Annotated in this window: 26 protein-coding genes, 2 pseudogenes and 1 riboswitch; of the genes and pseudogenes, 25 read left to right on the top strand and 3 right to left on the bottom strand. The window is 39.2% G+C overall.

What is annotated here, in order from left to right; genetic code table 11:
• The first annotated feature begins 118 nt into the window (after positions 1-118).
• Positions 119-211: riboswitch (glycine riboswitch) on the top strand.
• A 212-nt stretch (positions 212-423) separates the two neighbouring features.
• From gcvT to gcvPB, 3 genes are read left to right on the top strand one after another with little or no spacing between them, the layout of a single operon-like run.
• Positions 424-1,524 carry a glycine cleavage system aminomethyltransferase GcvT gene (gene gcvT / locus MMB68_RS03685; protein WP_221784566.1) on the top strand — a complete coding sequence of 367 codons (1,101 nt, stop codon included), beginning with the start codon at positions 424-426 and terminating at the stop codon, positions 1,522-1,524.
• 20 nt (positions 1,525-1,544) lie between these two features.
• Entirely contained in the window at positions 1,545-2,891 is a 1,347-nt protein-coding gene (gcvPA, locus tag MMB68_RS03680; RefSeq protein WP_221784565.1) for an aminomethyl-transferring glycine dehydrogenase subunit GcvPA, read from the top strand.
• Positions 2,884-4,362, top strand: a complete 1,479-nt coding sequence (gene gcvPB, locus MMB68_RS03675; RefSeq protein WP_050689212.1) for an aminomethyl-transferring glycine dehydrogenase subunit GcvPB — start codon at positions 2,884-2,886, stop codon at positions 4,360-4,362. Before gcvPA ends, gcvPB begins: the two co-directional genes overlap by 8 nt.
• A gap of 44 nt (positions 4,363-4,406) precedes the next feature.
• On the opposite strand, the gene MMB68_RS03670 is transcribed toward gcvPB, so the two are convergent.
• Complete coding sequence (locus MMB68_RS03670; RefSeq protein ID WP_013085006.1) at positions 4,407-4,790, bottom strand: rhodanese-like domain-containing protein; 384 nt, start codon at positions 4,788-4,790, stop codon at positions 4,407-4,409.
• 230 nt (positions 4,791-5,020) lie between these two features.
• Here MMB68_RS03670 and MMB68_RS03665 point away from each other — a divergent pair, with 230 nt between their 5' ends.
• The 5 genes and pseudogenes from MMB68_RS03665 (at position 5,021) to MMB68_RS03645 (ending at position 10,710) form a co-directional block, all read left to right on the top strand.
• On the top strand, positions 5,021-5,854 hold the full coding sequence (locus MMB68_RS03665; protein WP_013085005.1) for a lipoate--protein ligase family protein: 834 nt from the start codon (positions 5,021-5,023) through the stop codon (positions 5,852-5,854).
• A 312-nt stretch (positions 5,855-6,166) separates the two neighbouring features.
• Positions 6,167-7,603, top strand: a pseudogene (locus MMB68_RS03660) (vitamin B12-dependent ribonucleotide reductase); the annotation flags it as partial.
• Between the two features lie 285 nt (positions 7,604-7,888).
• Positions 7,889-9,010 (top strand): annotated as a pseudogene (locus MMB68_RS03655) (ribonucleoside-diphosphate reductase); the annotation flags it as partial.
• Positions 9,011-9,295: 285 nt separating this feature from the next.
• A complete protein-coding gene (gene mntR / locus MMB68_RS03650) occupies positions 9,296-9,727 on the top strand; it encodes a transcriptional regulator MntR (RefSeq protein ID WP_013085004.1) in 432 nt (143 codons plus the stop codon).
• Between the two features lie 101 nt (positions 9,728-9,828).
• Positions 9,829-10,710: a patatin-like phospholipase family protein gene (locus tag MMB68_RS03645; protein ID WP_264408567.1), complete on the top strand. Its 882-nt coding sequence runs from the start codon at positions 9,829-9,831 to the stop codon at positions 10,708-10,710.
• 30 nt (positions 10,711-10,740) lie between these two features.
• On the opposite strand, the gene MMB68_RS03640 is transcribed toward MMB68_RS03645, so the two are convergent.
• Both MMB68_RS03640 and MMB68_RS03635 read right to left on the bottom strand, forming a co-directional pair.
• Positions 10,741-11,139 carry an SA1362 family protein gene (locus tag MMB68_RS03640; RefSeq protein ID WP_013059160.1) on the bottom strand — a complete coding sequence of 133 codons (399 nt, stop codon included), beginning with the start codon at positions 11,137-11,139 and terminating at the stop codon, positions 10,741-10,743.
• A 48-nt stretch (positions 11,140-11,187) separates the two neighbouring features.
• The gene (locus MMB68_RS03635) at positions 11,188-12,144 is read right to left on the bottom strand and encodes a DUF1385 domain-containing protein (protein WP_014458240.1); all 957 of its coding nucleotides are present in this window, start codon (positions 12,142-12,144) and stop codon (positions 11,188-11,190) included.
• Between the two features lie 298 nt (positions 12,145-12,442).
• On the opposite strand from MMB68_RS03635, the gene MMB68_RS03630 reads away from it, so the two are divergent.
• From MMB68_RS03630 to nusB, 17 genes are all read left to right on the top strand, one after another.
• Positions 12,443-12,979, top strand: coding sequence for a YqhR family membrane protein (locus tag MMB68_RS03630; RefSeq protein WP_221784564.1), 537 nt, complete (start codon positions 12,443-12,445; stop codon positions 12,977-12,979).
• 121 nt (positions 12,980-13,100) lie between these two features.
• The gene (gene aroQ, locus MMB68_RS03625) at positions 13,101-13,538 is read left to right on the top strand and encodes a type II 3-dehydroquinate dehydratase (RefSeq protein WP_013059157.1); all 438 of its coding nucleotides are present in this window, start codon (positions 13,101-13,103) and stop codon (positions 13,536-13,538) included.
• 1 nt (position 13,539) lies between these two features.
• Complete coding sequence (locus tag MMB68_RS03620) at positions 13,540-14,598, top strand: M24 family metallopeptidase (RefSeq protein WP_028410654.1); 1,059 nt, start codon at positions 13,540-13,542, stop codon at positions 14,596-14,598.
• Positions 14,599-14,617: 19 nt separating this feature from the next.
• Positions 14,618-15,175: an elongation factor P gene (efp, locus tag MMB68_RS03615; protein WP_013059155.1), complete on the top strand. Its 558-nt coding sequence runs from the start codon at positions 14,618-14,620 to the stop codon at positions 15,173-15,175.
• Between the two features lie 138 nt (positions 15,176-15,313).
• Positions 15,314-15,595 (top strand): YqhV family protein, encoded by a 282-nt coding sequence (locus MMB68_RS03610; protein WP_013059154.1) that lies wholly within the window; start codon positions 15,314-15,316, stop codon positions 15,593-15,595.
• A gap of 65 nt (positions 15,596-15,660) precedes the next feature.
• Positions 15,661-16,608: a stage III sporulation protein AA gene (spoIIIAA, locus tag MMB68_RS03605; protein ID WP_013059153.1), complete on the top strand. Its 948-nt coding sequence runs from the start codon at positions 15,661-15,663 to the stop codon at positions 16,606-16,608.
• Positions 16,609-16,614: 6 nt separating this feature from the next.
• Positions 16,615-17,127 (top strand): stage III sporulation protein SpoIIIAB, encoded by a 513-nt coding sequence (gene spoIIIAB / locus MMB68_RS03600; RefSeq protein WP_013059152.1) that lies wholly within the window; start codon positions 16,615-16,617, stop codon positions 17,125-17,127.
• A 19-nt stretch (positions 17,128-17,146) separates the two neighbouring features.
• Positions 17,147-17,353: a stage III sporulation protein AC gene (gene spoIIIAC / locus MMB68_RS03595; protein WP_013059151.1), complete on the top strand. Its 207-nt coding sequence runs from the start codon at positions 17,147-17,149 to the stop codon at positions 17,351-17,353.
• Between the two features lie 20 nt (positions 17,354-17,373).
• Positions 17,374-17,757 (top strand): stage III sporulation protein AD, encoded by a 384-nt coding sequence (gene spoIIIAD, locus MMB68_RS03590; protein ID WP_013059150.1) that lies wholly within the window; start codon positions 17,374-17,376, stop codon positions 17,755-17,757.
• A 24-nt stretch (positions 17,758-17,781) separates the two neighbouring features.
• Positions 17,782-18,966: a stage III sporulation protein AE gene (gene spoIIIAE, locus MMB68_RS03585; RefSeq protein ID WP_013059149.1), complete on the top strand. Its 1,185-nt coding sequence runs from the start codon at positions 17,782-17,784 to the stop codon at positions 18,964-18,966.
• Positions 18,967-18,971: 5 nt separating this feature from the next.
• Positions 18,972-19,592 carry a stage III sporulation protein AF gene (spoIIIAF, locus tag MMB68_RS03580; protein WP_221784563.1) on the top strand — a complete coding sequence of 207 codons (621 nt, stop codon included), beginning with the start codon at positions 18,972-18,974 and terminating at the stop codon, positions 19,590-19,592.
• A complete protein-coding gene (gene spoIIIAG, locus MMB68_RS03575; RefSeq protein WP_057243217.1) occupies positions 19,589-20,251 on the top strand; it encodes a stage III sporulation protein AG in 663 nt (220 codons plus the stop codon). The genes spoIIIAF and spoIIIAG overlap by 4 nt, the downstream gene beginning before the upstream one ends.
• 7 nt (positions 20,252-20,258) lie before the next feature.
• Complete coding sequence (locus MMB68_RS03570; protein ID WP_225049505.1) at positions 20,259-20,909, top strand: SpoIIIAH-like family protein; 651 nt, start codon at positions 20,259-20,261, stop codon at positions 20,907-20,909.
• Between the two features lie 352 nt (positions 20,910-21,261).
• Positions 21,262-21,768 (top strand): acetyl-CoA carboxylase biotin carboxyl carrier protein, encoded by a 507-nt coding sequence (gene accB / locus MMB68_RS03565; protein ID WP_221784562.1) that lies wholly within the window; start codon positions 21,262-21,264, stop codon positions 21,766-21,768.
• 12 nt (positions 21,769-21,780) lie between these two features.
• Positions 21,781-23,133, top strand: coding sequence for an acetyl-CoA carboxylase biotin carboxylase subunit (accC, locus tag MMB68_RS03560; RefSeq protein ID WP_013084993.1), 1,353 nt, complete (start codon positions 21,781-21,783; stop codon positions 23,131-23,133).
• A 29-nt stretch (positions 23,134-23,162) separates the two neighbouring features.
• Positions 23,163-23,564 carry an Asp23/Gls24 family envelope stress response protein gene (locus MMB68_RS03555; protein ID WP_013059143.1) on the top strand — a complete coding sequence of 134 codons (402 nt, stop codon included), beginning with the start codon at positions 23,163-23,165 and terminating at the stop codon, positions 23,562-23,564.
• Positions 23,565-23,785: 221 nt separating this feature from the next.
• Entirely contained in the window at positions 23,786-24,178 is a 393-nt protein-coding gene (nusB, locus tag MMB68_RS03550; RefSeq protein ID WP_013059142.1) for a transcription antitermination factor NusB, read from the top strand.
• The last annotated feature ends 41 nt before the right edge of the window (positions 24,179-24,219 follow it).

Below are 24,219 nucleotides of genomic sequence, written 5' to 3'. Positions count from 1 at the left end.
AAATATATTTAGAAAATTTGAAAAAGAAAATAGATTAGCACTTTACAAATGATTGTGTGAATAAAGATAGATACATCTTTCAGTAGTATGCCCAACTTTACCAACTTTATAGAAGCGAATGACGACACGGGGAGAGACTACTTGAATGTAGCGCCGAAGGAGCAAGCAATAAAATTGTGAATCTCTCAGGCAAAAAGACTCTTGTTTGACGCAGCTCTGGAGAGTGTCTATGCGTTTATAGACCACCCACGAGGCAAACCTATTCGTTTATAGGTAAACTTTCAGGTGAAAAGGACAGAGACTTCCTACTAAATACAGTAGGGGGTTTTCTGTCCTTTTTTGTTTGGATACATAGTGATCCCCACACTATTTGAAAACTCCCCGTTATGAAAAGTTTCACGTGAAAAAGAGGAGGACATAAATATGACAACAGAATTACACAAAACGCCGCTTTATGATACCTATCAAAAATATGGTGCCAAAACAATTGATTTTGGCGGATGGGCTCTTCCCGTTCAATTTTCTTCTATTAAAGAAGAGCATGAAGCTGTACGTACAAAGGCAGGCCTTTTTGATGTCTCTCATATGGGAGAAATTCTTGTAACAGGAGCTGATAGCTTAGCTTTTCTTCAGCACACGATGACAAATGACGTTTCTACCCTCGTAGATGGAAAAGCGCAGTATACGGCTATGTGTTATGAAGACGGAGGCACGGTAGATGATTTGCTGATTTATAAAAAAGCAGATCAAGAGTATTTGCTAGTCGTAAACGCTGCTAATATTCAAAAAGACTATGAGTGGCTGGTGTCTCACAAACAAGGAGATGTAACGCTCGTTAATCAATCTGGTGAAACTGCGCAGCTAGCTTTACAAGGTCCTGTAGCAGAAAAAGTTTTACAAACTTTAACGAACGAAAATTTATCTTTATTAAAGCCATTTACATTTGCTAATGATGTAGAAGTAGCGAATGTAAAAGCTCTCGTTTCACGTACTGGGTACACCGGGGAAGATGGCTTTGAAATTTATTGTTCTTCAGCTGACGCCGCTCACTTGTGGACGGCTATCTTAGAAGCAGGCAGTGATGAAGGTGTGTTGCCTTGCGGATTAGGAGCTCGCGATACGCTTCGTTTTGAAGCTACTTTGGCTTTATATGGCCAAGAGCTTTCAAAAGATATTACGCCCATTGAAGCTCGAATTGGATTTGCAGTAAAGACGAACAAAGACAGCTTTATTGGAAAAGAAGTGTTAAAAGAACAGCGTGAAAGCGGGGCACCTCGTAAGCTGGTAGGAATTGAAATGATTGATAAAGGTATACCAAGACACGGTTACGAAGTATTTGCAGATGAAGAACAAATTGGATTTGTGACAACAGGTACACAGTCACCGACATTAAAGAAAAACATCGGTCTAGCACTATTGTCAGCAGAGTATACAGAGCTTGGTCAAGAAGTGGAAGTGCAGGTTCGGAAAAAACGCTTAAAAGCAAAAGTAGTTTCAACACCTTTTTATAAACGTTCAAAGTAAGCTTTGGGGAGGAATTTAACATGTTACATCGCTATTTACCAATGACAGAACAAGATCAGCAGCAAATGTTAGCAGCAATTGGTGTTTCATCTGTTGAGGATTTATTTTCAGATATTCCGCAGCGCGTTCGTTTTCAAGGAGAATACAATATTAAAAAAGCGGCTTCAGAGCCTCAGCTGTTAAAAGAATTAAATAGTATGGCTGCTAAAAATGCTCATTTAAAAGACTATGCTTCTTTTTTAGGAGCAGGAGTTTACGATCATTACATGCCGGTTATTGTTGATCATGTTATTTCTCGTTCGGAATTTTATACGGCCTATACTCCGTATCAACCAGAAATTTCTCAAGGAGAACTTCAGGCCATCTTTGAATTTCAAACAATGATTTGTGAGTTAACGGGGATGGACGTGGCTAATTCTTCTATGTATGACGGAGGAACTGCTTTAGCAGAAGCCGCTATGCTCAGTGCAGGTCAAACAAAAAAGAAAAAAGTACTTGTCTCTGCGGCTGTTCACCCTGAGTCAAAAGATGTGTTAAAAACGTATGCGAAGGGTCAATACATTGAAGTGGTAGAAATCCCTGCAGCAGACGGAGTAACAGATATGATTGCGTTAGAAAAAGAGATGGGGAGTGACGTGGCAGCTGTTATTGTCCAGTATCCAAATTTCTACGGACAAATCGAGCCGTTAAAAGAAATTGAAGAAATTACCCATCAAGAAAAATGCATGTTTGTGGTTTCAAGCAATCCTTTATCATTAGGTTTACTTACGCCTCCTGGAGAATTCGGAGCTGATATTGTCATTGGAGATGCACAGCCATTTGGTATTCCAAGTCAATTTGGAGGCCCGCACTGCGGATACTTTGCAACTACGTCTAAGCTTATGCGAAAAATCCCAGGACGATTAGTAGGGCAAACAGTAGATGAAAACGGTAAGCGAGGGTTTGTTTTAACCCTTCAAGCACGTGAACAGCATATACGCCGCGATAAAGCGACTTCTAACATTTGTTCAAATCAAGCGTTAAATGCTTTAGCGGCATCAGTTGCCATGACAGCTTTAGGCAAGCAAGGTGTAAAAGAAATGGCGCTGCAAAATTTATCAAAAGCGCATTATGCATATGAAGAGTTAAAGGCAAAAGGGGTAAATGTAGCATATGAAGGACCGTTTTTTAATGAATTAGTCGTGAAGCTTCCTGTTTCGGTAACAGAAGCAAACAGTCAGTTATTAGCTTCAAAAATAATTGGCGGTTATGATCTTAGCCGTGATAACCAAGAGCTTGAAAATCACATGCTGCTTGCTTTTACAGAGCTCCGTACAAAAGAGGAAATTGACCAACTTGTAAATGAATTGGGGGATCTTCATGCTTAATCAAAATCAATCACTTATTTTTGAAAGCAGTAAAGAAGGACGAATCGGCTATTCATTGCCTGAGTTAGATGTGCCAAAAGTTAATGCTGAAGAACTGCTTGGAAAAGCGTATGTGCGTACCGAAGCGCCTGAGCTTCCTGAAGTATCAGAACTCGATATTATGCGTCATTACACCGCGCTTTCAAAACGAAATCACGGAGTGGATTCAGGATTTTATCCGCTTGGTTCATGTACGATGAAATATAATCCAAAAGTGAACGAACAAGCAGCACGCATTGCTGGTTTTGCGCACATCCATCCGCTTCAAGATGAGCAAACGGTTCAAGGTGCTCTCGAACTTTTATATGATTTACAAGAGCATTTAACAGAAATCACAGGAATGGATGAAGTAACGCTTCAGCCAGCAGCAGGTGCTCACGGCGAGTGGACCGGGCTTATGATGATTCGTGCCTATCACGAAGCAAATGGTGAGACGCAGCGAACAAAAGTCATTGTTCCAGACTCAGCTCACGGAACGAACCCGGCTTCGGCAACAGTTGCGGGATTTGAAACGGTAACGGTAAAATCAAACGAACATGGTTTAGTGGACTTAGAGGATTTACGCCGCGTAGTAGGAGAAGATACAGCCGCTTTAATGTTAACAAACCCAAATACGCTAGGGTTATTTGAAGAAGATATTTTAGAAATGGCTGAAATTGTTCACGCAGCAGGTGGAAAGCTTTATTATGACGGTGCAAATTTAAACGCAGTATTAAGTAAAGCCCGTCCTGGAGATATGGGGTTTGACGTGGTTCATTTAAACCTTCATAAAACGTTTACAGGCCCTCATGGAGGAGGCGGTCCTGGTTCTGGTCCGGTAGGGGTAAAAGCAGATTTAATTCCTTATTTGCCTAAACCAGTGCTTGTGAAAACAGAACAAGGCTATCACTTTGACTATAACCGTCCTCAGTCAATTGGACGCGTAAAGCCGTTTTACGGAAACTTCGGCATCAACGTTCGCGCTTATACGTATATTCGTTCAATGGGTCCAGACGGCTTAAAAGCCGTAACAGAAAATGCTGTGTTAAATGCCAACTATATGATGCGTCGTTTAGCAGAGCACTATGAGCTGCCGTTTGACCGTCACTGTAAGCACGAATTTGTTTTATCAGGAAAACGTCAGAAAAAGCTTGGCGTACGCACATTGGATATCGCGAAACGACTGCTTGATTTTGGCTATCATCCGCCGACGATCTACTTCCCGCTTATCGTAGAAGAGTGCATGATGATCGAACCAACGGAAACAGAGTCGAAAGAAACGCTAGATGCGTTTATCGATGCGATGATTCAAATTGCAAAAGAAGCAGAAGAAACGCCTGAAGTCGTACAGGAAGCTCCCCATACAACGGTTGTGAAGCGCCTTGACGAAACGCTGGCAGCGAGAAAGCCAGTGCTTCGTTATCAGAAAGAACAGGCTGTTCAAAACGTCTAACAAAAAACCTCGCCCAAAGGCGAGGTTTTTCTATATACATACCATTATTTTTTCTTTTTCACTTTACCGTTCCACATTTTGAAGCCGCCTTTTAAATCATAGATTTCTTGAACACCGTGGCGACGAAGCATTTGTGCTGCGCGTCCTGTGCGCATTCCGCTTTGACAATAGATGTAGACAGGCTGATCTGGACGAAATTCTTTAATGCGCATACGGAACTGTGACAGAGGAATATTTCGTGCGCCTAAAATATGTCCGTTTTCGAATTCATTCGGTTCACGAATATCAACTAGCTGTGCCTTGCGGTAGCCGCTGCGGAATTCTTCTTCAGTTAACGTTTTCATAATGCGACGTTGGACAAAGAACATAACGACAGAGTATATGATGATTACTCCAAGTAAAATGAGTACTGCTGTAATTGCTGACATGCTGATTCTTCCTTTCTTCGACAAAATCCATACTCTTATTATATAAGTGAATGAAATTAGAAGTAAAGCGATTTTGCCTTGAATCTAGCGGATTTCTTCCCGGAAATGAAAAAACTACCACATTTGAATTCACAGTTTTATGTTGCTCTTTGCTTTTCCTTAGCTCAATCTTTTGGTAGACTAAAAAACGGATTTATTTTTTATATTACATATAGCTGAGGATGAGGTAGATGAAAGCAAAGTGGAGATTTATTGATTCCAACAACCGTTCGCCTTATTACAATATGGCGTTAGATGAAGCGTTATTAGAATGGCATAGTAAAGGAGAAATTCCACCTACGATTCGTTTTTACGGATGGAACCCTCCAACGCTGTCAATCGGTTATTTTCAAAAAGCTGAAAAAGAAATTAACTTTGATAAAGTAAAAGAATTAGGACTAGGCTTTGTAAGACGTCCAACGGGCGGCAGGGGCGTGCTTCACGATGAAGAGCTTACTTACAGCGTCATTGTATCTGAAGAGTATCCTAACATGCCTAAGACAGTTACAGAGGCATACCGCGTAATCTCTGAAGGTTTACTGGAAGGATTTCGTTCGTTAGGGCTCGAGGCTTATTTTGCTATTCCTCGTTCAGAAGAAGAAAAAAATAGCTTAAAAAACCCTCGTTCGTCCGTGTGCTTTGATGCTCCTTCTTGGTATGAACTAGTTGTAGAGGGCCGCAAGATTGCTGGAAGTGCCCAAACTAGACAAAAAGGAGTTATTCTACAGCACGGCTCTATTCTGTTAGAGATTGATGAAGATAAATTATTCAGCGTGTTTAATTATCCAAATGATCGCGTGAAAGAAAGAATGCAGCGCGCATTTCGTTCTAAAGCGGTAGCCATCAATGCAATTGCGGGCCGCAAAATCTCTATTGAAGAAGCAAAAGAAGCGTTTTATAAAGGATTTGCTTCTGCTCTTGATATTGATTTAGAACCGTATACACTGTCTGAAGAAGAGGAAGCATATGTAGAAGAACTAGCGCGCACAAAGTACGGATCGGATGAATGGAACTTTAAGCGCTAAACGGATGCCCATGGGAAATAGATAAAAGTGCAACTTCTTATAAGTTGCACTTTTTATTGGGATTTTTAGAAACAATGCTTGGCTAATAGAATACATAGGGAAGAAAAGTCAAACACTTTTTTTACGAAAAAAAAAATATTTCACTTGACACCCTTCTATATGTAGATGTTTGGAGAAGTGTCAAATACTATATATTGAATTCGTCCAAGCCGTGTGGTAAGTTATTGATAGTTGATTGAAAAACTCTATTTCCTTTAAAAGGAAATAGAGTTAATAAATTTATAGATGTTCGATAGGTAAGGAGTTGTGAGAATGACTGTTTTGTTAAATCAAAAAGTGAATATGAATGTTGAAAAGCTCAATTCAGATATTGAACGCTTTCCGCAAGTACATCCGATTACACCGGATATGAAGTTGACTCATAAAGGTGTTTCAAGATTGGTAATGTTAGACCGCTATGCGTTTAAAGATACGGAAAAATTAACGTTATCAGAAGGAGATTTTGTTGTTCTAACCGTAAAGGAAGATCCAAAATTTCCAGCACGAGGACTTGGCTATGTGGAAAGCATTAATTTTGAGCAAAAAACTGCTGTTGTCAAGGTAGAAGATGAGTTTAGAGGAGCTTTATCGCCTGAAGAAGCAGAAAACGGATTAATTACTCGTTCTTTAGATGTCATTGAAAAACCTCTAGAAGTCTTCTATGAGCAAATTGCAAAACGTAATGCAACAGGCTTAGCTTCTGTGGAAAAAACAGAAGAAAAGCGCAAAGAGTGGTTTGAAAAGTTCTATCAAGAGCTTGTTCAGCTAAACTTTGTACCAGCTGGCCGCGTTCTTTACGGTGCAGGTGCTGATACGGACGTAACGTACTTCAACTGTTATGTAATGCCTTATGTAAAAGATTCACGTGAAGGTATTTCAGAACACCGCAAACAAGTAATGGAAATCATGAGCCGTGGAGGCGGTGTTGGAACGAATGGTTCAACTCTTCGCCCGCGCAACACGCTGGCTCGCGGTGTAAACGGCAAATCATCTGGTTCGGTTTCATGGTTAGATGATATTGCTAAACTGACGCATCTTGTTGAGCAAGGTGGGTCGCGCAGGGGCGCCCAAATGATCATGCTTGCCGACTGGCATCCTGACATTGTAGAATTTATTATTTCTAAAATGCAAAACCCTCGCATTTTACGTTTCTTAATTGAAAACACAAATGACGAAATGATTAAAAAACATGCGCAAGATAAATTGAAGTTCACGCCGCTAACAGAGTCTGAAGAAGCGATGTACCAAGGAATCATTAACTATAAACAAATTCCGGGTCTTGGTGGATTCAGTGAAAAAATCATCAAAGATGCAGAAGAAAAGCTGCAAACAGGCGGAACGTACAGCGTTCATAACTCAGAGTTTTTAACAGGAGCAAACATTTCTGTATGCTTAACAAAAGATTTTATGGATGCTGTTGAAAACGACGGAGAATACGAACTTCGCTTCCCAGACGTAGAAAGCTATTCAAAAGAAGAAATGGCTAACTACAATGAAAACTGGCACGAAGTAGGCGATGTGCGCGAATGGGCAAAACAAGGAAACAAAGTTCGTACGTATCGTACTATCCGTGCAAAAGAGCTATGGAACTTAATTAATATTTGTGCAACGTACTCAGCTGAACCAGGCATTTTCTTCTTCGACAATGCTAATGACATGACAAATGCTCAAGCATATGGTCAGCACGTTGTTGCAACAAATCCATGTGGTGAATAGTTTGCCTCATGTAAAACATTGCGGAATAAAGCAGGAACCCTGAGATGGGAATCTGAACCGAAGGCTAAACGTAAAGGTTTAGTCAGGGGCAACGCATAGAAGCTGATCCTGTATAACAGACTATAATGCTTCCACGAGGCCGCAACGTTACAATTTTAAAGCTCCGAAAGAGTACTTGAAAGAAATGGCTGAATAATTGTAACGAAAACGTATGCTGAACTTACGTAAATATGAAGCGTAAGAGGTAGAGGATAAAAAGCCTTTACGATAACAAATTTGGAACAACCACTTGCACCATTCTCTGTTTGCAACTTAGCTGCTGTTAACTTAGCGCAAATGGCAGATAAAGAAACGAAAACTGTTAACTTTGAAAAGTTACGTCAAACGGTTGAAACAGGCGTTAGAATGCAAGATAACGTTATTGATGCAACTCCTTATTTCTTAGAAGAAAACCAAAAACAAGCGCTTGGCGAACGCCGCGTTGGCCTTGGTGTAATGGGTCTTCACGATCTTCTTATTTATTGTGAGACAGAGTACGGCTCTGACAAAGGCAATGAGTTAGTAGATAAAGTGTTTGAAACAATTGCAACGACAGCTTACCGCGCGTCTGTAGAGCTTGGAAAAGAAAAAGGAAGCTTCCCGTTCTTAGTGGGCGAAACAGATGCTGAAACGGCTTCTTTACGTGAAGCATTTACAAATACAGGCTTCATGAAAAAAATGCCTGAAGATATTCGTGAAAACATTAAAGAGAACGGTATCCGAAACTCTCATTTATTAACAGTAGCGCCAACAGGCAGTACTGGAACAATGGTTGGAGTATCAACGGGTCTTGAACCTTATTTCTCATTCTCATACTTCCGAAGCGGCCGTTTAGGTAAATTTATTGAAGTAAAAGCTGATATCGTTCAAGAGTATTTAGATCAGCATCCAGAAGCAGATCCAAACAACCTTCCTGAATGGTTCATTTCAGCTATGGAACTTGCACCACAAGCTCACGCGGACGTGCAATGTGTGATTCAGCGCTGGATTGACAGTTCAATTAGTAAAACAGTAAACGCTCCTCGTGGTTACACAGTAGAGCAAGTTCAAAAAGTGTACGAGCGTCTGTATAAAGGCGGAGCAAAAGGCGGTACGGTGTACGTAGACGGCAGCCGTGATGCACAAGTCTTAACGCTAAAAGCAGAAGAAAATACGTTTGATGAAGAAATTGAAGCGCCAAAAGAAGAAACGAAACCGCACGTTGTGTTAGTTGATACAATTAATGAAATTCGTTCAACTGATGTAACAATCGGTTCTGAAGTAGGTAATACTTGTCCGGTTTGCCGTCAAGGAACGGTAGAAGAAATGGGCGGATGCAACACATGTACAAACTGTGGTGCACAGCTGAAATGCGGCCTTTAATTTTTAATCATCATTGACTAGTAAAAGCTGACTCAAGTGAGTCGGCTTTTATTATGTATGAAAATGGGGCATAAATAAGAAGCGGGAACGAGCGGTTCTTGTATTTGAATAAGCATTGTAGTATGATTTTAATTGAATGTCTTTTATCCAGTTTTATCTTATGACATCGCTTTATTTACACGTTTTTTTCACATAGATTCTTAAACATGAACACGATATCACTATAAGAAACAGACATTTATGACTTATTATTAGCAATACATAATATTAATTGGGGGAGATTTCATGCCTACACCGAGTATGGAAGATTATATTGAACAAATATATATGCTAATTGAAGATAAAGGATACGCTCGAGTGTCTGATATTGCTGATGCATTGGCGGTTCACCCCTCATCTGTAACGAAGATGGTTCAAAAACTAGACAAAGATGAGTACTTAATTTATGAAAAATATCGAGGCCTTGTTTTAACAGCTAAGGGACAGAAGATTGGAAAGCGTCTTGTTTATCGCCACGAGCTTTTAGAGCAGCTGCTGCGCATCATTGGCGTAGATGAGAAAAATATTTATGATGACGTAGAAGGAATTGAACATCATTTAAGCTGGAATTCCATTGATCGCATTGGAGATTTAGTTCAATACTTTGAAGAAAATCATAACCGTATTCAAGATCTTCGCAATGTACAAAAACGAAATGAAGAAGAGCAAAAATTATAAGAAAAAAGCAGCGGCCAATAGCGTCACTGCTTTTTTCTTTTTATCATAACTTGTTGCTGAGTTGACTACAAATGTAGAGTGGGTAGTTTGGAGGAGAGGCTGTGTACGTCGACGGAGTGTTTTCAGGTGGCGGTATTAAAGGGCTTGTACTGATTGGCGCGTTACAAGCTCTAGAAGAAAAAGGCTTTATTTTTCGGCGGTTAGCCGGAACGAGTGCGGGTTCCATTATTTGTGCATTTGTAGCAGCCGGTTATACAAGTGAAGAAATTGTTGAAATGATGAATGAAATTGAGTTATCGTCTTTTTTAGATCAAAGAATGTCTTTTTTACCATCAAGCTTGACAAAATGGCTGTTTTTATATTGGAAAATGGGATTATATAAAGGAGAAAGGCTTGAGAAGTGGATTGCTGAGAAATTGCGGAGCAGAGGAATTCGTACATTTGCTGATTTGCCTGATCAGTCGCTGCGTATTATTGCTTCAGATTTGACCAACAGTACGATGCTTGTTCTTCCAGATGATTTGCCTAAATATCAAATCGACCCGAATCGCTTTTCTGTAGCAAGAGCCGTTCGAATGAGCTGCAGCATTCCATATTTTTTTGAGCCAGTTAAATTAAAATCTACCCCAAGCAGTTTAATAGTCGACGGGGGCGTGTTAAGCAACTTTCCAATTTTTCTATTTGATGATGATAAAAGTCTTAAGAAACGACCGGTAATTGGTGTGAAGTTGAGCCCGAAGGACGAAGAAAGAGAACGGAATAAAATTAAGAATGCCGTTGGTTTATTCAGTGCGCTTTTTGAGACGATGAAAGATGCGCACGATGCAAGACATATTTCAAAACGTCACGAAAAAAATATTATCTTTTTGCCTGTTAATCAAGTTTTTGCGACAGAATTTACCCTCACAGAAGAACGGAAGGAAGAGCTGATTGCGTTTGGTAAAAAGCGTACAAGGGCATTTTTGAAAAAATGGTGCTATTAAAAAAACAAGGAGGTTTTTCTCCTTGTTTTTTTAAAAGAATGCTCTATTTTTCTTTTTTCCTTTTTTACCTTCGATGACGGTCAAGTGTGAGTTGTTTTTCTTTTTCTTTAGCGGTTTCGTTGATTTGGATACCGGGCGCTTATTTGAGCTTCGGTACGTATGCATATCAACTTTGTTGCTTCCTCGCTCTTTTTCTTTTTGACGCAGTTTTGATTGTTTTACTGCGCGCACATAGCCTCTATCTTGACCTTTTGTCTGAGAAGGGCGGAGAATAAACCGATAAACTAAGTAAAACAAAATGATAAACAGAAAAATATAACCTGCTTGACGTAATAAAACAGCTGGATCTGTAATCAACGTAAATGCAAAGCCAATGACTCCTAACCCGATTAGACCATATACAAGTGGTTTCACGAATGGACGTCTCATTTTGTTCACCTCCTAAAATAGTAAAAAAAGAAAGCAAAACGGTGTGGATTAGACAACTTGTTCGTCAGTGGTAGAAGAAAGTTCATTTTCAACGCGTAAAAGTTCTTTAAATGAAGCAATCGCAACTTCAACTTGATCATCTTTTGGTTCTTTGGTTGTTAAAAGCTGAAGCCATAAACCGGGATAACCTAAAAAGCGAAGAAGAGGGACATGACGAACTTTATTGGTTAACTGTAACACTTCAAATGATAAACCAAGGACAACTGGAATTAATGCAAGGCGATCCACAATTCGTAACCAAAGAGGATCCGTTGGAACAAGTAGGTAGACAAACATTCCTACAACTACGGTAAAGAGGATAAAGCTACTTCCGCAGCGATAATGAAGTCGAGATTGTGCTTGCACGGCTTCTACCGTAAGTTCAGCATTGTTTTCATATGCATTAATGACCTTGTGTTCTGCTCCATGATATTGAAACACCCGTTTAATAAGTGGCGTTTGTGAAATCACATAAATATAGCCAAGAAGCAATAATAGTTTAAATACTCCTTCAATAAAAACCTGAGCTACACTTGAAGTGAAAACAGGACGTGTCAATTGTGCTAAAAACACAGGAATCAATGTAAATAGTACTTTCCCGAAAAGAAAGGATATTACACCAATAGTTGCAACGCCAAATATTAAAGATAGTTTTGATTCTTTTTTCTCTTTTTGTTGTTCTGCTGCTACTTGAGCATCATCTTCTGGATTCACGTCATAGCGTTCAGAGGAAAAGTTCAAGTGCTGCGTACCGTTTGCACTGGCTTCAACAATAGCAGCAATTCCTCGTAAAAAAGGAATTTTTTTTAAAGCAGTGAGTACGGAATTTGATTTTCTTTTTGAATGAAAATAATCAATAGATTGATCTTTGCGGCGAATAGCCGTCACCATCATACGTTTGCCACCGAACATGACGCCTTCTATAACGGCTTGACCACCATACGCAGGTTTTTGTAATTTAGACATTTCAGGCACCAACCTAACTTAACTAGACTAGACTTCTTAGTATTTTATATTCTACAGCAAAATCAAATAAACCTCTAGGCGGATGCATGTTATCTAGTTTAGCCAATATTTTTCATCTCCACACCCTTGTTATGAATTTTTTTCCTTTCACTTATAAAATTTGTTTATGAAACTCTGTGCCAAGTAGTTTTAAAATGTCTCTGCGATATCAGGCTTCCTTCTTGCGTATAGGAAGAGTAATAAACGTAAAAACTTAGAAATGAGAAAAAAGTTCATACTACATCAAGAGGTGATTAATATGTCAGAACCTAAAGAACAGCATGAAAAAAAACAGGATAACCACCCTACGCATAAACAGGAAATGTCTTTTTTATTTAAAGCCGTCTTTATTTCCTTTTTTGGAGGGGTTTTCTGGAGCTTTATTGGCTATTTAAATTATCTGTTCAGCTTTAGTGTTATCAATCCAAATATGCTTTTAGATCCATGGGCATTAGGTGATTGGAAAGATAAAGGAATAGGTGTTATCGTCAGTATTTTTCTTATAGGGGTATTATCTATTGTTGTCGGGTTGTTATACTACGTCCTATTAAAGAAGTTTAAAACAATTTGGATAGGTTTTGCTTACGGCTTATTATGGTGGGCAATTGTATTCATTGTTTTGAATCCGCTCTTTCCCAACTTAAAAACAATTGGAGAGCTTCCAGCTAACACGATTATTTCATCCCTCTGTATTTATATTTTATATGGTGTATTCATCGGATATTCCATTTCTTTTGAAGCTGCAGAGCTTCAAACAAAAGATGAATCTACAGATTTTCAAACGGCGAATAAGTAGTGTGAATGTTCCAACGTATGCTAATATATTCTATATAATGATTTAAAAAGAAAAATAAAGTGCAAATTCACATAAGTGAGCTGCATAGAGGGTTCGTAGTAGGGGAGAGTGTTGAATTAAGATGAATAAGATTTTAGTAATAAACGGTCCTAATTTAAATCGTTTAGGCGTACGCGAACCAGCGGTATATGGGACAGATAATCTTCAAAATCTTGAAGAGAAGCTTCAGCGAGCAGGCAGAGACCATGGGGTAGAAGTTGAGTGCGTACAGTCTAATCACGAAGGTGTAATTATCGACTGGATTCATGAAGCGGATGAGAAATTTGATGGAATTATGATCAATCCTGGTGCTTTTACTCACTACAGTTATGCCATTCGAGATGCGATTGCCAGTATATCTGTTCCTGTTATTGAAGTGCATATTTCGAACGTACATAAGCGTGAAGAGTTTCGCCACCATTCGGTGACGGCACCTGTTACACATGGTCAAATTGTCGGGTTAGGTTTATACGGATACGAGCTTGCCCTGCAGGCACTTTTACAATTAAGGGGGAAATAAAATGAAAATCGAAAAACTACGCGAACAGTTTTCAAAGTTGAATGTGGACGGTGTTGTAATTACAAGTGAATATAACAGACGCTATATGACCAATTTTACAGGGTCTGCTGGTGTCGTTATCATTTCTGAAGACAAAGCGGCATTTGTAACAGATTTTCGTTATGTTGAACAAGCAACTAGTCAAACAGAAGGTTTTGATATCGTTCAGCACAAGGGTCCTATTGTAGAAGAAGTAGCGAATGTAGTGAAACAATTTGGAATTAAAAAGCTTGGTTTTGAACAGAATTATGTTACATATGGACAGCATCAATTATTTGATAAGCATATCGGCGCGGAACTTGTTCCAATCTCGCACGCAATCGAAAACTTACGCTTGATAAAGAGTGACTCAGAGATTAAGATATTAAAGGAAGCTGCAAAAATAGCAGATGCAGCATATGAACATATTTTAACCTTTGTTCGTCCTGGTTTAACAGAGCTTCAAGTATCTAATGAACTGGAGTTCTTTATGAGAAAACAAGGCGCAACATCTTCATCCTTTGATACAATTGTTGCTTCAGGGCATCGCGGGGCTTTACCGCATGGTGTTGCTTCTGAAAAAGTAATTGAAAAAGGGGAACTTGTAACGCTTGATTTTGGCGCATACTATAATGGTTACTGTTCAGATATCACACGAACATTTGCCGTCGGTGAAGTAAGTGATAAGCTAAAAGAAATTTATAATGTCGTACTGCAAGCGCAGCTTAATGGAATGAGCGGCATTAAAGCAGGTATGACGGGTAAAGAAGCAGATGCGTTAACGCGTGATTATATTACAGAACACGGATACGGCCAGTATTTTGGACATTCGACCGGTCACGGCGTAGGGTTAGAAGTACATGAAGGCCCATCACTTTCTGTGAAATCTACAGATGTACTGCAGCCAGGTATGATTGTAACCGTTGAACCAGGTATTTACATACCAGACTTAGGGGGCGTTCGTATTGAAGATGATACGATCGTCACAGCAGAAGGTAATGAGGCATTATCGCACTCATCAAAAGAGTTCATTATTTTATAAAATGTAGGAGGATTTCTTCATGATTTCAGTAAATGATTTTCGTACAGGTTTGACAGTAGAAGTAGACGGAGGTATTTGGCGTGTAATGGATTTCCAACACGTAAAGCCTGGTAAAGGCGCTGCATTCGTTCGCTCAAAACTACGTAACCTTCGTACAGGAGCTGTGCAAGAAAAAACGTTCCGTGCAGGTGAAAAAGTAGGAAAAGCACAAATTGATAACCGTAAAATGCAATATCTATATGCAAGCGGCGATCAGCACGTATTCATGGACAACCAGTCTTATGAGCAATTAGAGCTTCCGGCAAGTGCAATTGAATATGAGCTAAAATTCTTGAAAGAGAATATGGAAGTAGCAATTATGATGTACCAAGGTGAGACATTAGGTGTTGAACTTCCAAACACAGTTGAGCTTAAAGTAACAGAAACTGAACCTGGTATTAAAGGTGACACAGCTTCTGGCGGTACAAAACCGGCAACTGTTGAAACTGGCTTAACAGTAAACGTTCCGTTCTTCGTAAACGAAGGCGATGTATTAATTATCAACACAACAGACAGCAGCTACGTATCACGCGCGTAATTGGAGCGTGTAAGCAAGCTGAAAACATACAAAAAAGGCAGAGAATCATTCTCTGCCTTTTTTGTATGTTTTTTTGTGCTAACTCTTCCTTATTTTGCATAGGTTGTACTAAACAACGCAGAGATATAGGAGGGGCTTATGAAGCAGTGGTTGGATCATTTAAACGGTACGGTATTAACGATGGCGTGCCTTCGATTTATTTCTTCATTTATTGAGTTTATTGCCGCTATTTTAATTGTCACAAACAATGATGTGAAAAAAGCGTTAATGATTAATGGAATGTTAGCGCTTGTTGGTCCGATTGTAATGGTGAGTTCTTTTACTATAGGTTTAGTGTCCGTAGCCGATCAATTATCTTTTGGGAAATTAATCATGATTGTAGTAGGAGTGCTCTTCATTTTAATCGGCGTTTTTAAATAAAAGGTAGGCATAAAATGGTCAAGCTTATAATACATTGAAGTGAGTTCAAATATGAGGGGATGAATATGTTAAACGAAATACTTGCAATCTTTCCGCCTAATTTAAAAAAGACTGTTGAATTTTATGTTACAAACCATTCTCATGTACTAGAAGAAATTCGAGTGCGCATAGGAAGACCTGTCGAATTTACAATCAACAATCAGCCATATTTCGAATCGTATCTTCCCAGTGCAGAAGATGCTTTATTTATCTTAAATAAATTAAGCCAGTTTTCGATTTATATGATTGAAGAAGAATTGAAAAAAGGATATGTCACCATTGAAGGCGGGCACCGGGTTGGGCTAGCGGGAAAAGTTGTAACGGAAAATGGACAGGTTCGTGTGATTCGAGATGTATCATCCTTTAATATCCGGATTGCTAAACAAAAGATTGGTATTTCGAATCAGCTTATTCCTTTTTTATACAATCGCTATTGGCAAAGTACGGTCATTATAGGACCTCCTCAGACAGGAAAAACAACCATGATTCGCGATTTAGCCAGAGTAATAAGTACTGGCATAGAGCGCTCTAAGATTCCTCCGTTTAAAGTGGGAATTGTAGATGAACGATCAGAAATTGCTGGGGCTGTTAAAGGGGTTCCTCAGCATACATTCGGATCTAGAATGGATTTATTAGACAGCTGTCCGAAAGCTGAAGGCATGATGATGATGATTCGCTCCATGAGCCCCGATGTGCTGATTGTGGATGAAGTGGGAAGTGAAGAAGATTGTAAGGCCGTACTTGAAGCGGTTAATGCTGGCGTTCGTGTCATTATGACTGTTCATGGCTATGACATTGACGATTTAATGAAGCGTCCCACTTTGCAAGCTTTAATGAAACTTCACGTATTCAAAAGGTATGTTGTGCTATCGAACAGCCGAGGTCCTGGAACACTTCAGGCTATCTACGATGAGCACTATAATTCCATGAAAACGTCCGCTGAAAAGTCGCTTATTGAAAATAGTAAAGGGTGATGGTGTATGAAACTGTTTGGTGCCATCTTTATCTTATTTGCTTCCACTTACACAGGATTTGAGTTTGCAAAGCAGCTTAGTGCAAGACCTAGGCAGCTCAGGCAATTAAAAACGGCTCTGAGGTCGTTAGAAGCAGAAATTATGTACAGCAATCGGCCTCTTCAAGAAGTTGCTCATTTGTTATCTCTACAGCTTCCTAATCCTTTGGCTTCTTTATTTAATGAGTTTTCAATGAAATTAAAAGAAGGTACTGAAAGTGTCAAGGAAGCTTGGGAAAAGACGTTGGACCAATTTTGGAAACAAACCGCACTTAAAACGGGAGAGCTAGAAATCTTAAAACAATTTGGTGAAACGCTTGGTCAGCATGATCGTTATTCGCAGCAAAAGCATATCTTACTGACGCTGAATCATCTTGAACGCGAAGAACAAGATGCAGTTGATAAGCAGAATCGCTATGAAAAAATGGTTAAAAGTTTAGGCTTTCTATCTGGGTTGCTACTGGTCATTCTATTGATGTAGCGATAGAGGAGGATTGAATGTGGGAATTGATATGAACACCATTTTTCAGATTGCTGGGATTGGTATCGTCGTAGCTTTTTTAGTCACCGTACTCGAACAGATGGGAAAAAAAGATTACGCGAACTGGGTTACCCTCATCGGTTTTATTTATATTTTATTTATGGTTGCTTCGATTGTAGAGGACTTATTTCAAAAAATCAAATCGGTTTTTTTATTTCAAGGGTAGAGGGGTGAGTTGCCATTGAAATGCTTCAAATTGTGGGCTTAGGGTTAGTAGCTACGTTTTTGGCTCTTATTTTAAAAGAACATAAATCACCTATTGCTTTTTTACTTGTTGTATTCGTGGGATCCGTGATCTTTCTTTTTTTAATTGATCAAATCTACGAAATTATTAAGATGGTCGAGCGGCTGTCGATTAATGCCCACGTTAACATGATTTATGTGGAAACCATCTTGAAAATTATTGGTATTGCCTATATCGCCGAATTTGGTGCTCAAATTACGAAAGATGCAGGGCAAGGTGCCATTGCTTCTAAAATTGAACTAGGTGGAAAAGTGCTGATTCTCTCCATGGCAATTCCTATTTTAACGGTCATTATTGAAACGATTATTTCAATGCTGCCCAATTAATTTTACTTAATATGAGGTGACGAAATGAAGCGGTGGACGTTTAAAGTGAATATACTCGCTCTTCTTTTGTTCCTCTTTTTTTTCTTTCCAGAAAATGTACAAGCTTCCGAACCCCCGAAGCAGCAAGAACTTGTCAATGAACAAATTGATAAGCTCGGTATCGATGAAGTCAAACAGTTTTGGGACGATATTATTACCCAATACGGCGGCTTTTTACCCGAGAGTCAGAAGGGAAGTTTAGTCGATTTTTTAAAAGGAGAAAAAGAGTTCTCTCTTAAAGAATGGCTAGGAGGTCTTGTAAAGTTTTTATTTCACGAAGTATTAGCGAATGGAAAGCTCCTCGGTACGCTCATTATGCTAACGGTTTTTAGCGTGTTTTTGCAAACGCTCCAAAGTGCGTTTAATCAGCAAACCGTAAGTAAAGTAGCGTATGCGCTTGTATATATGGTTTTGATCATCATTGCTCTTAATAGTTTTCAAATTGCTATCTCTTATGCAACGGGAGCGATTGAGACTATGACTAAATTCATTTTAGCTCTGGTGCCGCTGCTGCTTGCCTTAATGGCATCATCAGGGGGAGTTGTATCGGCAGCCTTTTTTCATCCGATGATTTTGTTTTTAATGAACACAAGCGGCTTGCTTATTCAATACGTAGTGATGCCGCTGCTCTTTCTTTCAGCACTGCTTAGCATTGTGAGTACGATTTCAGATGAGCATAAGGTTACACAGCTTGCTCAGCTGTTGAGGAATATAAGTATTGGCGTGCTTGGAATATTCCTAACTGTTTTTTTAGGAGTGCTATCCGTTCAAGGGGCCACCTCAGCTGTTGCCGACGGTATTACAATTCGAACGGCAAAGTTTGTCACAGGGAACTTTATACCTGTTGTAGGACGTGTATTCACAGATGCGGCTGATACAGTCATCAGTGCCTCGCTTCTATTAAAGAATTCAGTAGGGATTGCTGGAGTAGCAGTCTTACTGTTAATCGTCGCGTTTCCGGCTATTAAAGTGTTAACGCTCGCTTTTATCTATAAGCTAGCAGCAGCTCTTCTTCAACCTATTGGAGGAGGACCGGTTATTTCCTGCTTGAGCATTATCAGCAAAAGCGTCATCTATATTTTCGCGGCGCTTGCGGTTGTCTCGCTTATGTTTTTCTTATGTTTAACGGTCATCATTACAGCGAGCAACGTCACAATGATGGTGAGGTGAAAAAATTGCAGGCCTTAACGACGTGGATTACTAATATCGTTCTTTTTATCTTATTAGCTACCATTATTAATTTACTGTTGCCCAATTCTAGTTTTCAAAAATATACAAAGCTGGTGGTTGGACTTCTTTTAATGCTGATTATTATTACACCCGTTTTTCAAATTTTCAAAGTGGATGTTAATCAAATGCTGAAATCACTTAGCTTATCATCTATTCGATCTGATCAGCAGATAGAAAATTCAATAGAAAATCAGAAAAAAGAAATACAAGCTTCACAACGTGCATATATTTTAGAACAAATGGCTGTCCAAATGGAGGCAGATGTAAAAGAGGAGTTGATGGATCAGTATGGTGTAGCAATTGATCGAATTCACATTGAAACCAAAAAGCCGAACGACGAACCTACCGCTGATAATATTAAATCCATTTCAGTTGCCGTAAGTAAAAAAGCATCGGGTGATTCCGAGGTTGTTTCAGCTGTGAAAGTTATTTCTATTGATACCTCCACACCGATCGAAACAAACAAACCAACAGAATCCAAGAAATTATCCAACTATTTAGCAGCAAAATGGGATGTAAAACAAGGCCAAGTTGTTGTGAATATGGAGGAGGGAGACACGAAATGAGTCAAAAGCCAGAAAAAGGTGACCCATCATTTTTTCAGCGGTTCTTTTCACTTAAACAGTCATCAACTACGAAGAAACCTTCAAAGTTAATGTATATAGGCATTTTACTAGCTGCAGGCGTTATCTTTATGGTATTTAGCAACTCACTCACAACATCTATGAATTCAGGCGGATTACTAAAGAGTGCAAGCAAAGAAACCAGCGCATCACCGGTATCACAGGATGTTCCCGCTTTTAGCTCTAAAAAGACAACAACGATGACAGGTTATGAAGAGCGGTATGAGGAAGAATTGAAAGATATTTTGGATCAAGTTAGAGGCGTAAGTAAGGTAAAAGTAATTGTGAACCTAGATGCAACAGAATCCAAAATATATGAAAAAAACAGCGTCACAAAATCGCAAACGACCAACGAAACGGACCGTGAAGGAGGGACTCGTAAAGTTGAAGATTCCTCAACAGACGAACAGCTGGTCATTGTAAGAAGTGGAGAACAAGAAAAGCCTGTTGTAGTTAAAACCGAAAAGCCAAAAGTAAGAGGCGTGTTAGTTGTCGCTAAAGGAGCTGATAATATCGAGGTAAAGAAATCTATTATTGAAGCCGTGACAAGAGCGCTCGATATACCAAGTCATAGAGTAGCAGTATTAGCGAAAAAAGGATGAGGGGGAAATGAATATGTTATTAAAAAAGCAAACGGTTTGGTTATTAACAATGCTAAGTTTAGTTGTTGTGTTATCGGTATATTATATGACAACGCCAGAAAATCCTCAGAGTAATGTTGCGTTAGTAGACAATGAAAAACAAAGCGAAAAGCAAGCTGATGATAAGGCTCCTGCAGAAGATACAAAACAACAGACAGATGAGAAATCAGGAACAAAAGAAGATTCAAAAACTGAAGGCTCAGCAGAAGATGTAAAGAAGGAAACGGCTAAAAATGCAAAAGAATCAGCGGTTGTATCAAGCACAGATAGCGATGAGCTATTTACGGCGCTTCGTTTGGAATTAAATGATGAAAGAAGTCAATTAAAAGAAGAGTATCAAGAAGTAGCGGCATCAAAAAATGTGACGCCTGCGGAAGTAAGCAAGGCGATGGATAAAATTGATGAATTATCAAAGCTCGGGGAAAAAGAAGCCACGCTGGAAACATTAATTAAAGCAAAAGGATACAGTGACGCGCTAGTAAGAGCAGACGGAAAGCAAGTACAAATTACGGTTAAGACAGAAAAACACTCAAAAACAAAAGCAAATCAAATCATTCAGCTAGTCAAAAAAGAAATGGGTCCAAAAGAAGTAGCGGTAGAGTTTCAGCCAACTAAATAAAGGGAATAAAAGAAGTGTGAAACAGCCGTAAATTGGGGTTGTTTACACTTCTTTTTTTATGAAATGACTAAAATCTAAGCGAGACGGTAAAAATTTTAACATGGCTTTCTTTTTTTACTTCGGTTATAATAGGTTTCATAATCTTATATTAGTACTAGGTGACAAATGTTTTCATACGTGTTGTCATCTGTAAAGCTATGTTTCCATTTATAAAACGATAACGCTAAAAAGTTATTATAGAGTAAGTGGAACTTCTTTTTAATGTTTGCCAAACGAATTGAATGGCTGTAGCCATCTGTCGTATTATTAACATTGTAGAGAATTCTATTTTCATGAGGTAGGAGTGTTCAATATGTTAAAAATTCAAGAGATCCGTGAGATCATTAAACTAGTTGATCAATCATCAATCGAGGAGTTCACCTATGAGCACGAAGGCTCCAAAATCAAGATGAAGAAAAAAGACGCAATTGTTTCCAAACAAGCGCAGCAAGTAATGGTTTCGGCACCTGAACAAGCGGCAGCACCTGCACCGCAGGCAGCAGCGGCTCCAGCGCCAGCCCCAGCAGCACAGTCTGCTCAACCAAAAGAAGAACAAGCGGCCCCAGCGGTTGATGAGAGCTTACATAAAATTACATCTCCGATGGTAGGGACATTCTATGCGTCATCATCGCCAGAATCAGATGTATACGTGACTCCTGGAGATAAAGTACAAAAAGATTCGGTTGTATGTATCGTAGAAGCAATGAAATTATTTAATGAAATCGAAGCAGAAGTTAAAGGTGAAATCGTTGACGTATTAGTTGAAAATGGACAACTTGTAGAATACGGTCAACCTCTTTTCTTAGTAAAGCCTGAATAAGGAGCGGTAAATATGATTAAAAAGCTATTAATTGCGAATCGAGGAGAAATTGCGGTTCGAATTATTCGAGCGTGTAAAGAATTAGGTGTAGAATCAGTAGCTGTTCATTCTCAAGCTGATCGTGACTCTTTGCATGTACAATTAGCAGACGAAGCGTATTGTATTGGACCAACGTCATCTAAAGACAGCTATTTAAACTTTACAAACATTATGAGCGTTGCGATGCTAACGGGCTGTGACGCCATTCACCCTGGATACGGCTTTTTAGCTGAAAACGCTGATTTTGCAGAGCTATGCAGAGAGTGTAACGTTACATTTGTAGGACCAAGTCCTGAAGCCATTAACAAAATGGGAACAAAAGACGTAGCGAGAGAAACGATGCGTGAAGCGGGTGTCCCAATTGTTCCTGGTTCAACTGGAATTGTAGAGTCAGTGGAAGACGGTATGTCAATTGCTAATGATATTGGCTATCCTGTTATTATTAAAGCAACGGCAGGAGGCGGAGGAAAAGGAATCCGCGTTGCGAAAAATGAACAAGAGCTTATCAAAGGTATTACAATTACACAGCAAGAAGCTGCTACAGCTTTCGGTAACCCTGGTGTGTACATTGAAAAGTTCATTGAGGATTTCCGTCACGTTGAGATCCAAGTGTTGGCTGATTCTCATGGGAATACTGTACATTTAGGAGAGCGTGATTGCTCGATTCAACGCCGTCTTCAAAAATTAATTGAAGAAACGCCTTCTCCAGCGTTAGACGAAAAAACCCGTGAATTAATGGGCGACGCTGCTGTTAAAGCCGCTCAAGCCGTTAATTACACAGGAGCCGGAACAGTGGAATTCATTTATGATTACCGTGAAAACAAATTTTACTTCATGGAAATGAATACACGTATCCAAGTAGAACACCCTGTTACAGAGATGGTGACAGGAGTTGACTTAATTAAAGAACAAATCAAAGTGGCAAATGGTGAAACTTTACCGTTTACGCAAGAAGAAGTGACATTTAACGGATGGGCAATTGAGTGCCGAATCAACGCAGAAAACCCAGAGAAAAACTTTATGCCATCACCAGGTACGATTCAAATGTACTTGCCGCCAGGTGGCTACGGAGTGCGCGTAGACTCTGCTGCATACCCGGGCTATGCAATCCCGCCTTACTATGATTCAATGGTGGCTAAATTGATTGTTCATGCGCCAACTCGTGAGGAAGCTATTGAACGAATGAAGCGCGCATTAGATGAATTTGTTATCGACGGCGTGGCGACCACTATTCCTTTTCACCAAAAACTATTAAATCATGAAAAATTTGTTAGCGGTGAATTCAACACGAAGTTTCTTGAGCTATATGACGTAATGAATTCTTAGTATAATATAAACTATAGGAGGTGCTGTACATGAATGAAAATCATGTATTAGAAATGGAAGAACACCCAAATTCTCTTGGCAAAGTAGAAATTGCTCCTGAGGTTATTGAAGTCATTGCGGGTATTGCTGCTTCTGAAGTAGAAGGCGTTTCTGCAATGAGAGGAAATTTTGCAGCTGGCGTTGTGGAGAAACTAGGAAAGAAAAACCACGGTAAAGGTGTAAAAGTGGACTTAACAGAAAACGGGATAAAAGTAGACGTATTTTGTATGATGAAGTTTGGAGTGTCTATTCCAAACGTAGCGCAACAAGTACAAGATAACATTCGTCAAGCCCTTAAAAATATGACAGCTATTGATCTCGATGAAGTAAACATTCATATCGTAGGGATTCAGTTTGACACGCAAAAAACTGATATTGAAGAAGTTGAATAAAACAAACGTTTACCTAACGGCTGTTGCTAAAATGGAATAACGTATGATTACTTGTTCCTTTTCAACACAAGCTATGGTAAAGTGAAAAAGACTGTCTCGTCATAAAGACGGTCTTTTTCGTGTTCTACAAACTTCGTATAAGAACAATGAAGTATCGTTTCATAAACTATGCTATTATCTAGGTATACTAGTTGAAGAAGATAAATAAAGGAGCAAAAATAATGAAAAGACATACAGCACGCCAAAAAGCATTACAAGCACTATTTCAGCATGATTTAGGGCAGACCGAGCCAATGGAGGCAATCGGAAATGTTGTACAAAATGAAAAGTCTGATCAATTTTTAGAAAGTCTCGTGCTAGGTGTGGTTGAACATCAGCAAGAAATTGATGAACTTTTACGCAATCATTTAGAAAAGTGGACGTTAGATCGTGTAGCTACTGTAGACCGCGTTATCCTACGTATTGCCGTATACGAAATGAAATATGAAGAAGAAATTCCTACGAGCGTTACGTTAAATGAAGCGATTGAATTAGCGAAAACGTTTGGCGATGATCAATCAAGCAAGTTTATCAATGGCGTATTGTCTAAAGTGTTAACAACTTTATCTAAATAAAGGTTCATCTTGCCAAATCAAGTGACCAAAATGCTTCTCTC

It is taken from the genome of Priestia sp. Y58 (assembly GCF_029522095.1).
GTDB lineage: Bacteria > Bacillota > Bacilli > Bacillales > Bacillaceae_H > Priestia > Priestia megaterium_E.
Note: the sequence above shows the minus strand (reverse complement) of the source record. Positions and strands in the feature narration are given on the sequence as shown.

Excerpts from the sequence above, each read along its gene's own strand:
- gcvT (WP_221784566.1), top strand. The coding sequence starts at position 424 with ATGACAACAGAATTACACAAAACGCCGCTTTATGATACCTATCAAAAA.
- gcvPA (WP_221784565.1), top strand. The coding sequence starts at position 1,545 with ATGTTACATCGCTATTTACCAATGACAGAACAAGATCAGCAGCAAATG.
- gcvPB (WP_050689212.1), top strand. The coding sequence starts at position 2,884 with ATGCTTAATCAAAATCAATCACTTATTTTTGAAAGCAGTAAAGAAGGA.
- MMB68_RS03670 (WP_013085006.1), bottom strand. The coding sequence starts at position 4,790 with ATGTCAGCAATTACAGCAGTACTCATTTTACTTGGAGTAATCATCATA.
- MMB68_RS03665 (WP_013085005.1), top strand. The coding sequence starts at position 5,021 with ATGAAAGCAAAGTGGAGATTTATTGATTCCAACAACCGTTCGCCTTAT.
- mntR (WP_013085004.1), top strand. The coding sequence starts at position 9,296 with ATGCCTACACCGAGTATGGAAGATTATATTGAACAAATATATATGCTA.
- MMB68_RS03640 (WP_013059160.1), bottom strand. The coding sequence starts at position 11,139 with ATGAGACGTCCATTCGTGAAACCACTTGTATATGGTCTAATCGGGTTA.
- MMB68_RS03635 (WP_014458240.1), bottom strand. The coding sequence starts at position 12,144 with ATGTCTAAATTACAAAAACCTGCGTATGGTGGTCAAGCCGTTATAGAA.
- MMB68_RS03630 (WP_221784564.1), top strand. The coding sequence starts at position 12,443 with ATGTCAGAACCTAAAGAACAGCATGAAAAAAAACAGGATAACCACCCT.
- aroQ (WP_013059157.1), top strand. The coding sequence starts at position 13,101 with ATGAATAAGATTTTAGTAATAAACGGTCCTAATTTAAATCGTTTAGGC.
- MMB68_RS03620 (WP_028410654.1), top strand. The coding sequence starts at position 13,540 with ATGAAAATCGAAAAACTACGCGAACAGTTTTCAAAGTTGAATGTGGAC.
- efp (WP_013059155.1), top strand. The coding sequence starts at position 14,618 with ATGATTTCAGTAAATGATTTTCGTACAGGTTTGACAGTAGAAGTAGAC.
- MMB68_RS03610 (WP_013059154.1), top strand. The coding sequence starts at position 15,314 with ATGAAGCAGTGGTTGGATCATTTAAACGGTACGGTATTAACGATGGCG.
- spoIIIAA (WP_013059153.1), top strand. The coding sequence starts at position 15,661 with ATGTTAAACGAAATACTTGCAATCTTTCCGCCTAATTTAAAAAAGACT.
- spoIIIAB (WP_013059152.1), top strand. The coding sequence starts at position 16,615 with ATGAAACTGTTTGGTGCCATCTTTATCTTATTTGCTTCCACTTACACA.
- spoIIIAD (WP_013059150.1), top strand. The coding sequence starts at position 17,374 with ATGCTTCAAATTGTGGGCTTAGGGTTAGTAGCTACGTTTTTGGCTCTT.
- spoIIIAE (WP_013059149.1), top strand. The coding sequence starts at position 17,782 with ATGAAGCGGTGGACGTTTAAAGTGAATATACTCGCTCTTCTTTTGTTC.
- spoIIIAG (WP_057243217.1), top strand. The coding sequence starts at position 19,589 with ATGAGTCAAAAGCCAGAAAAAGGTGACCCATCATTTTTTCAGCGGTTC.
- MMB68_RS03570 (WP_225049505.1), top strand. The coding sequence starts at position 20,259 with ATGAATATGTTATTAAAAAAGCAAACGGTTTGGTTATTAACAATGCTA.
- accB (WP_221784562.1), top strand. The coding sequence starts at position 21,262 with ATGTTAAAAATTCAAGAGATCCGTGAGATCATTAAACTAGTTGATCAA.
- accC (WP_013084993.1), top strand. The coding sequence starts at position 21,781 with ATGATTAAAAAGCTATTAATTGCGAATCGAGGAGAAATTGCGGTTCGA.
- MMB68_RS03555 (WP_013059143.1), top strand. The coding sequence starts at position 23,163 with ATGAATGAAAATCATGTATTAGAAATGGAAGAACACCCAAATTCTCTT.
- nusB (WP_013059142.1), top strand. The coding sequence starts at position 23,786 with ATGAAAAGACATACAGCACGCCAAAAAGCATTACAAGCACTATTTCAG.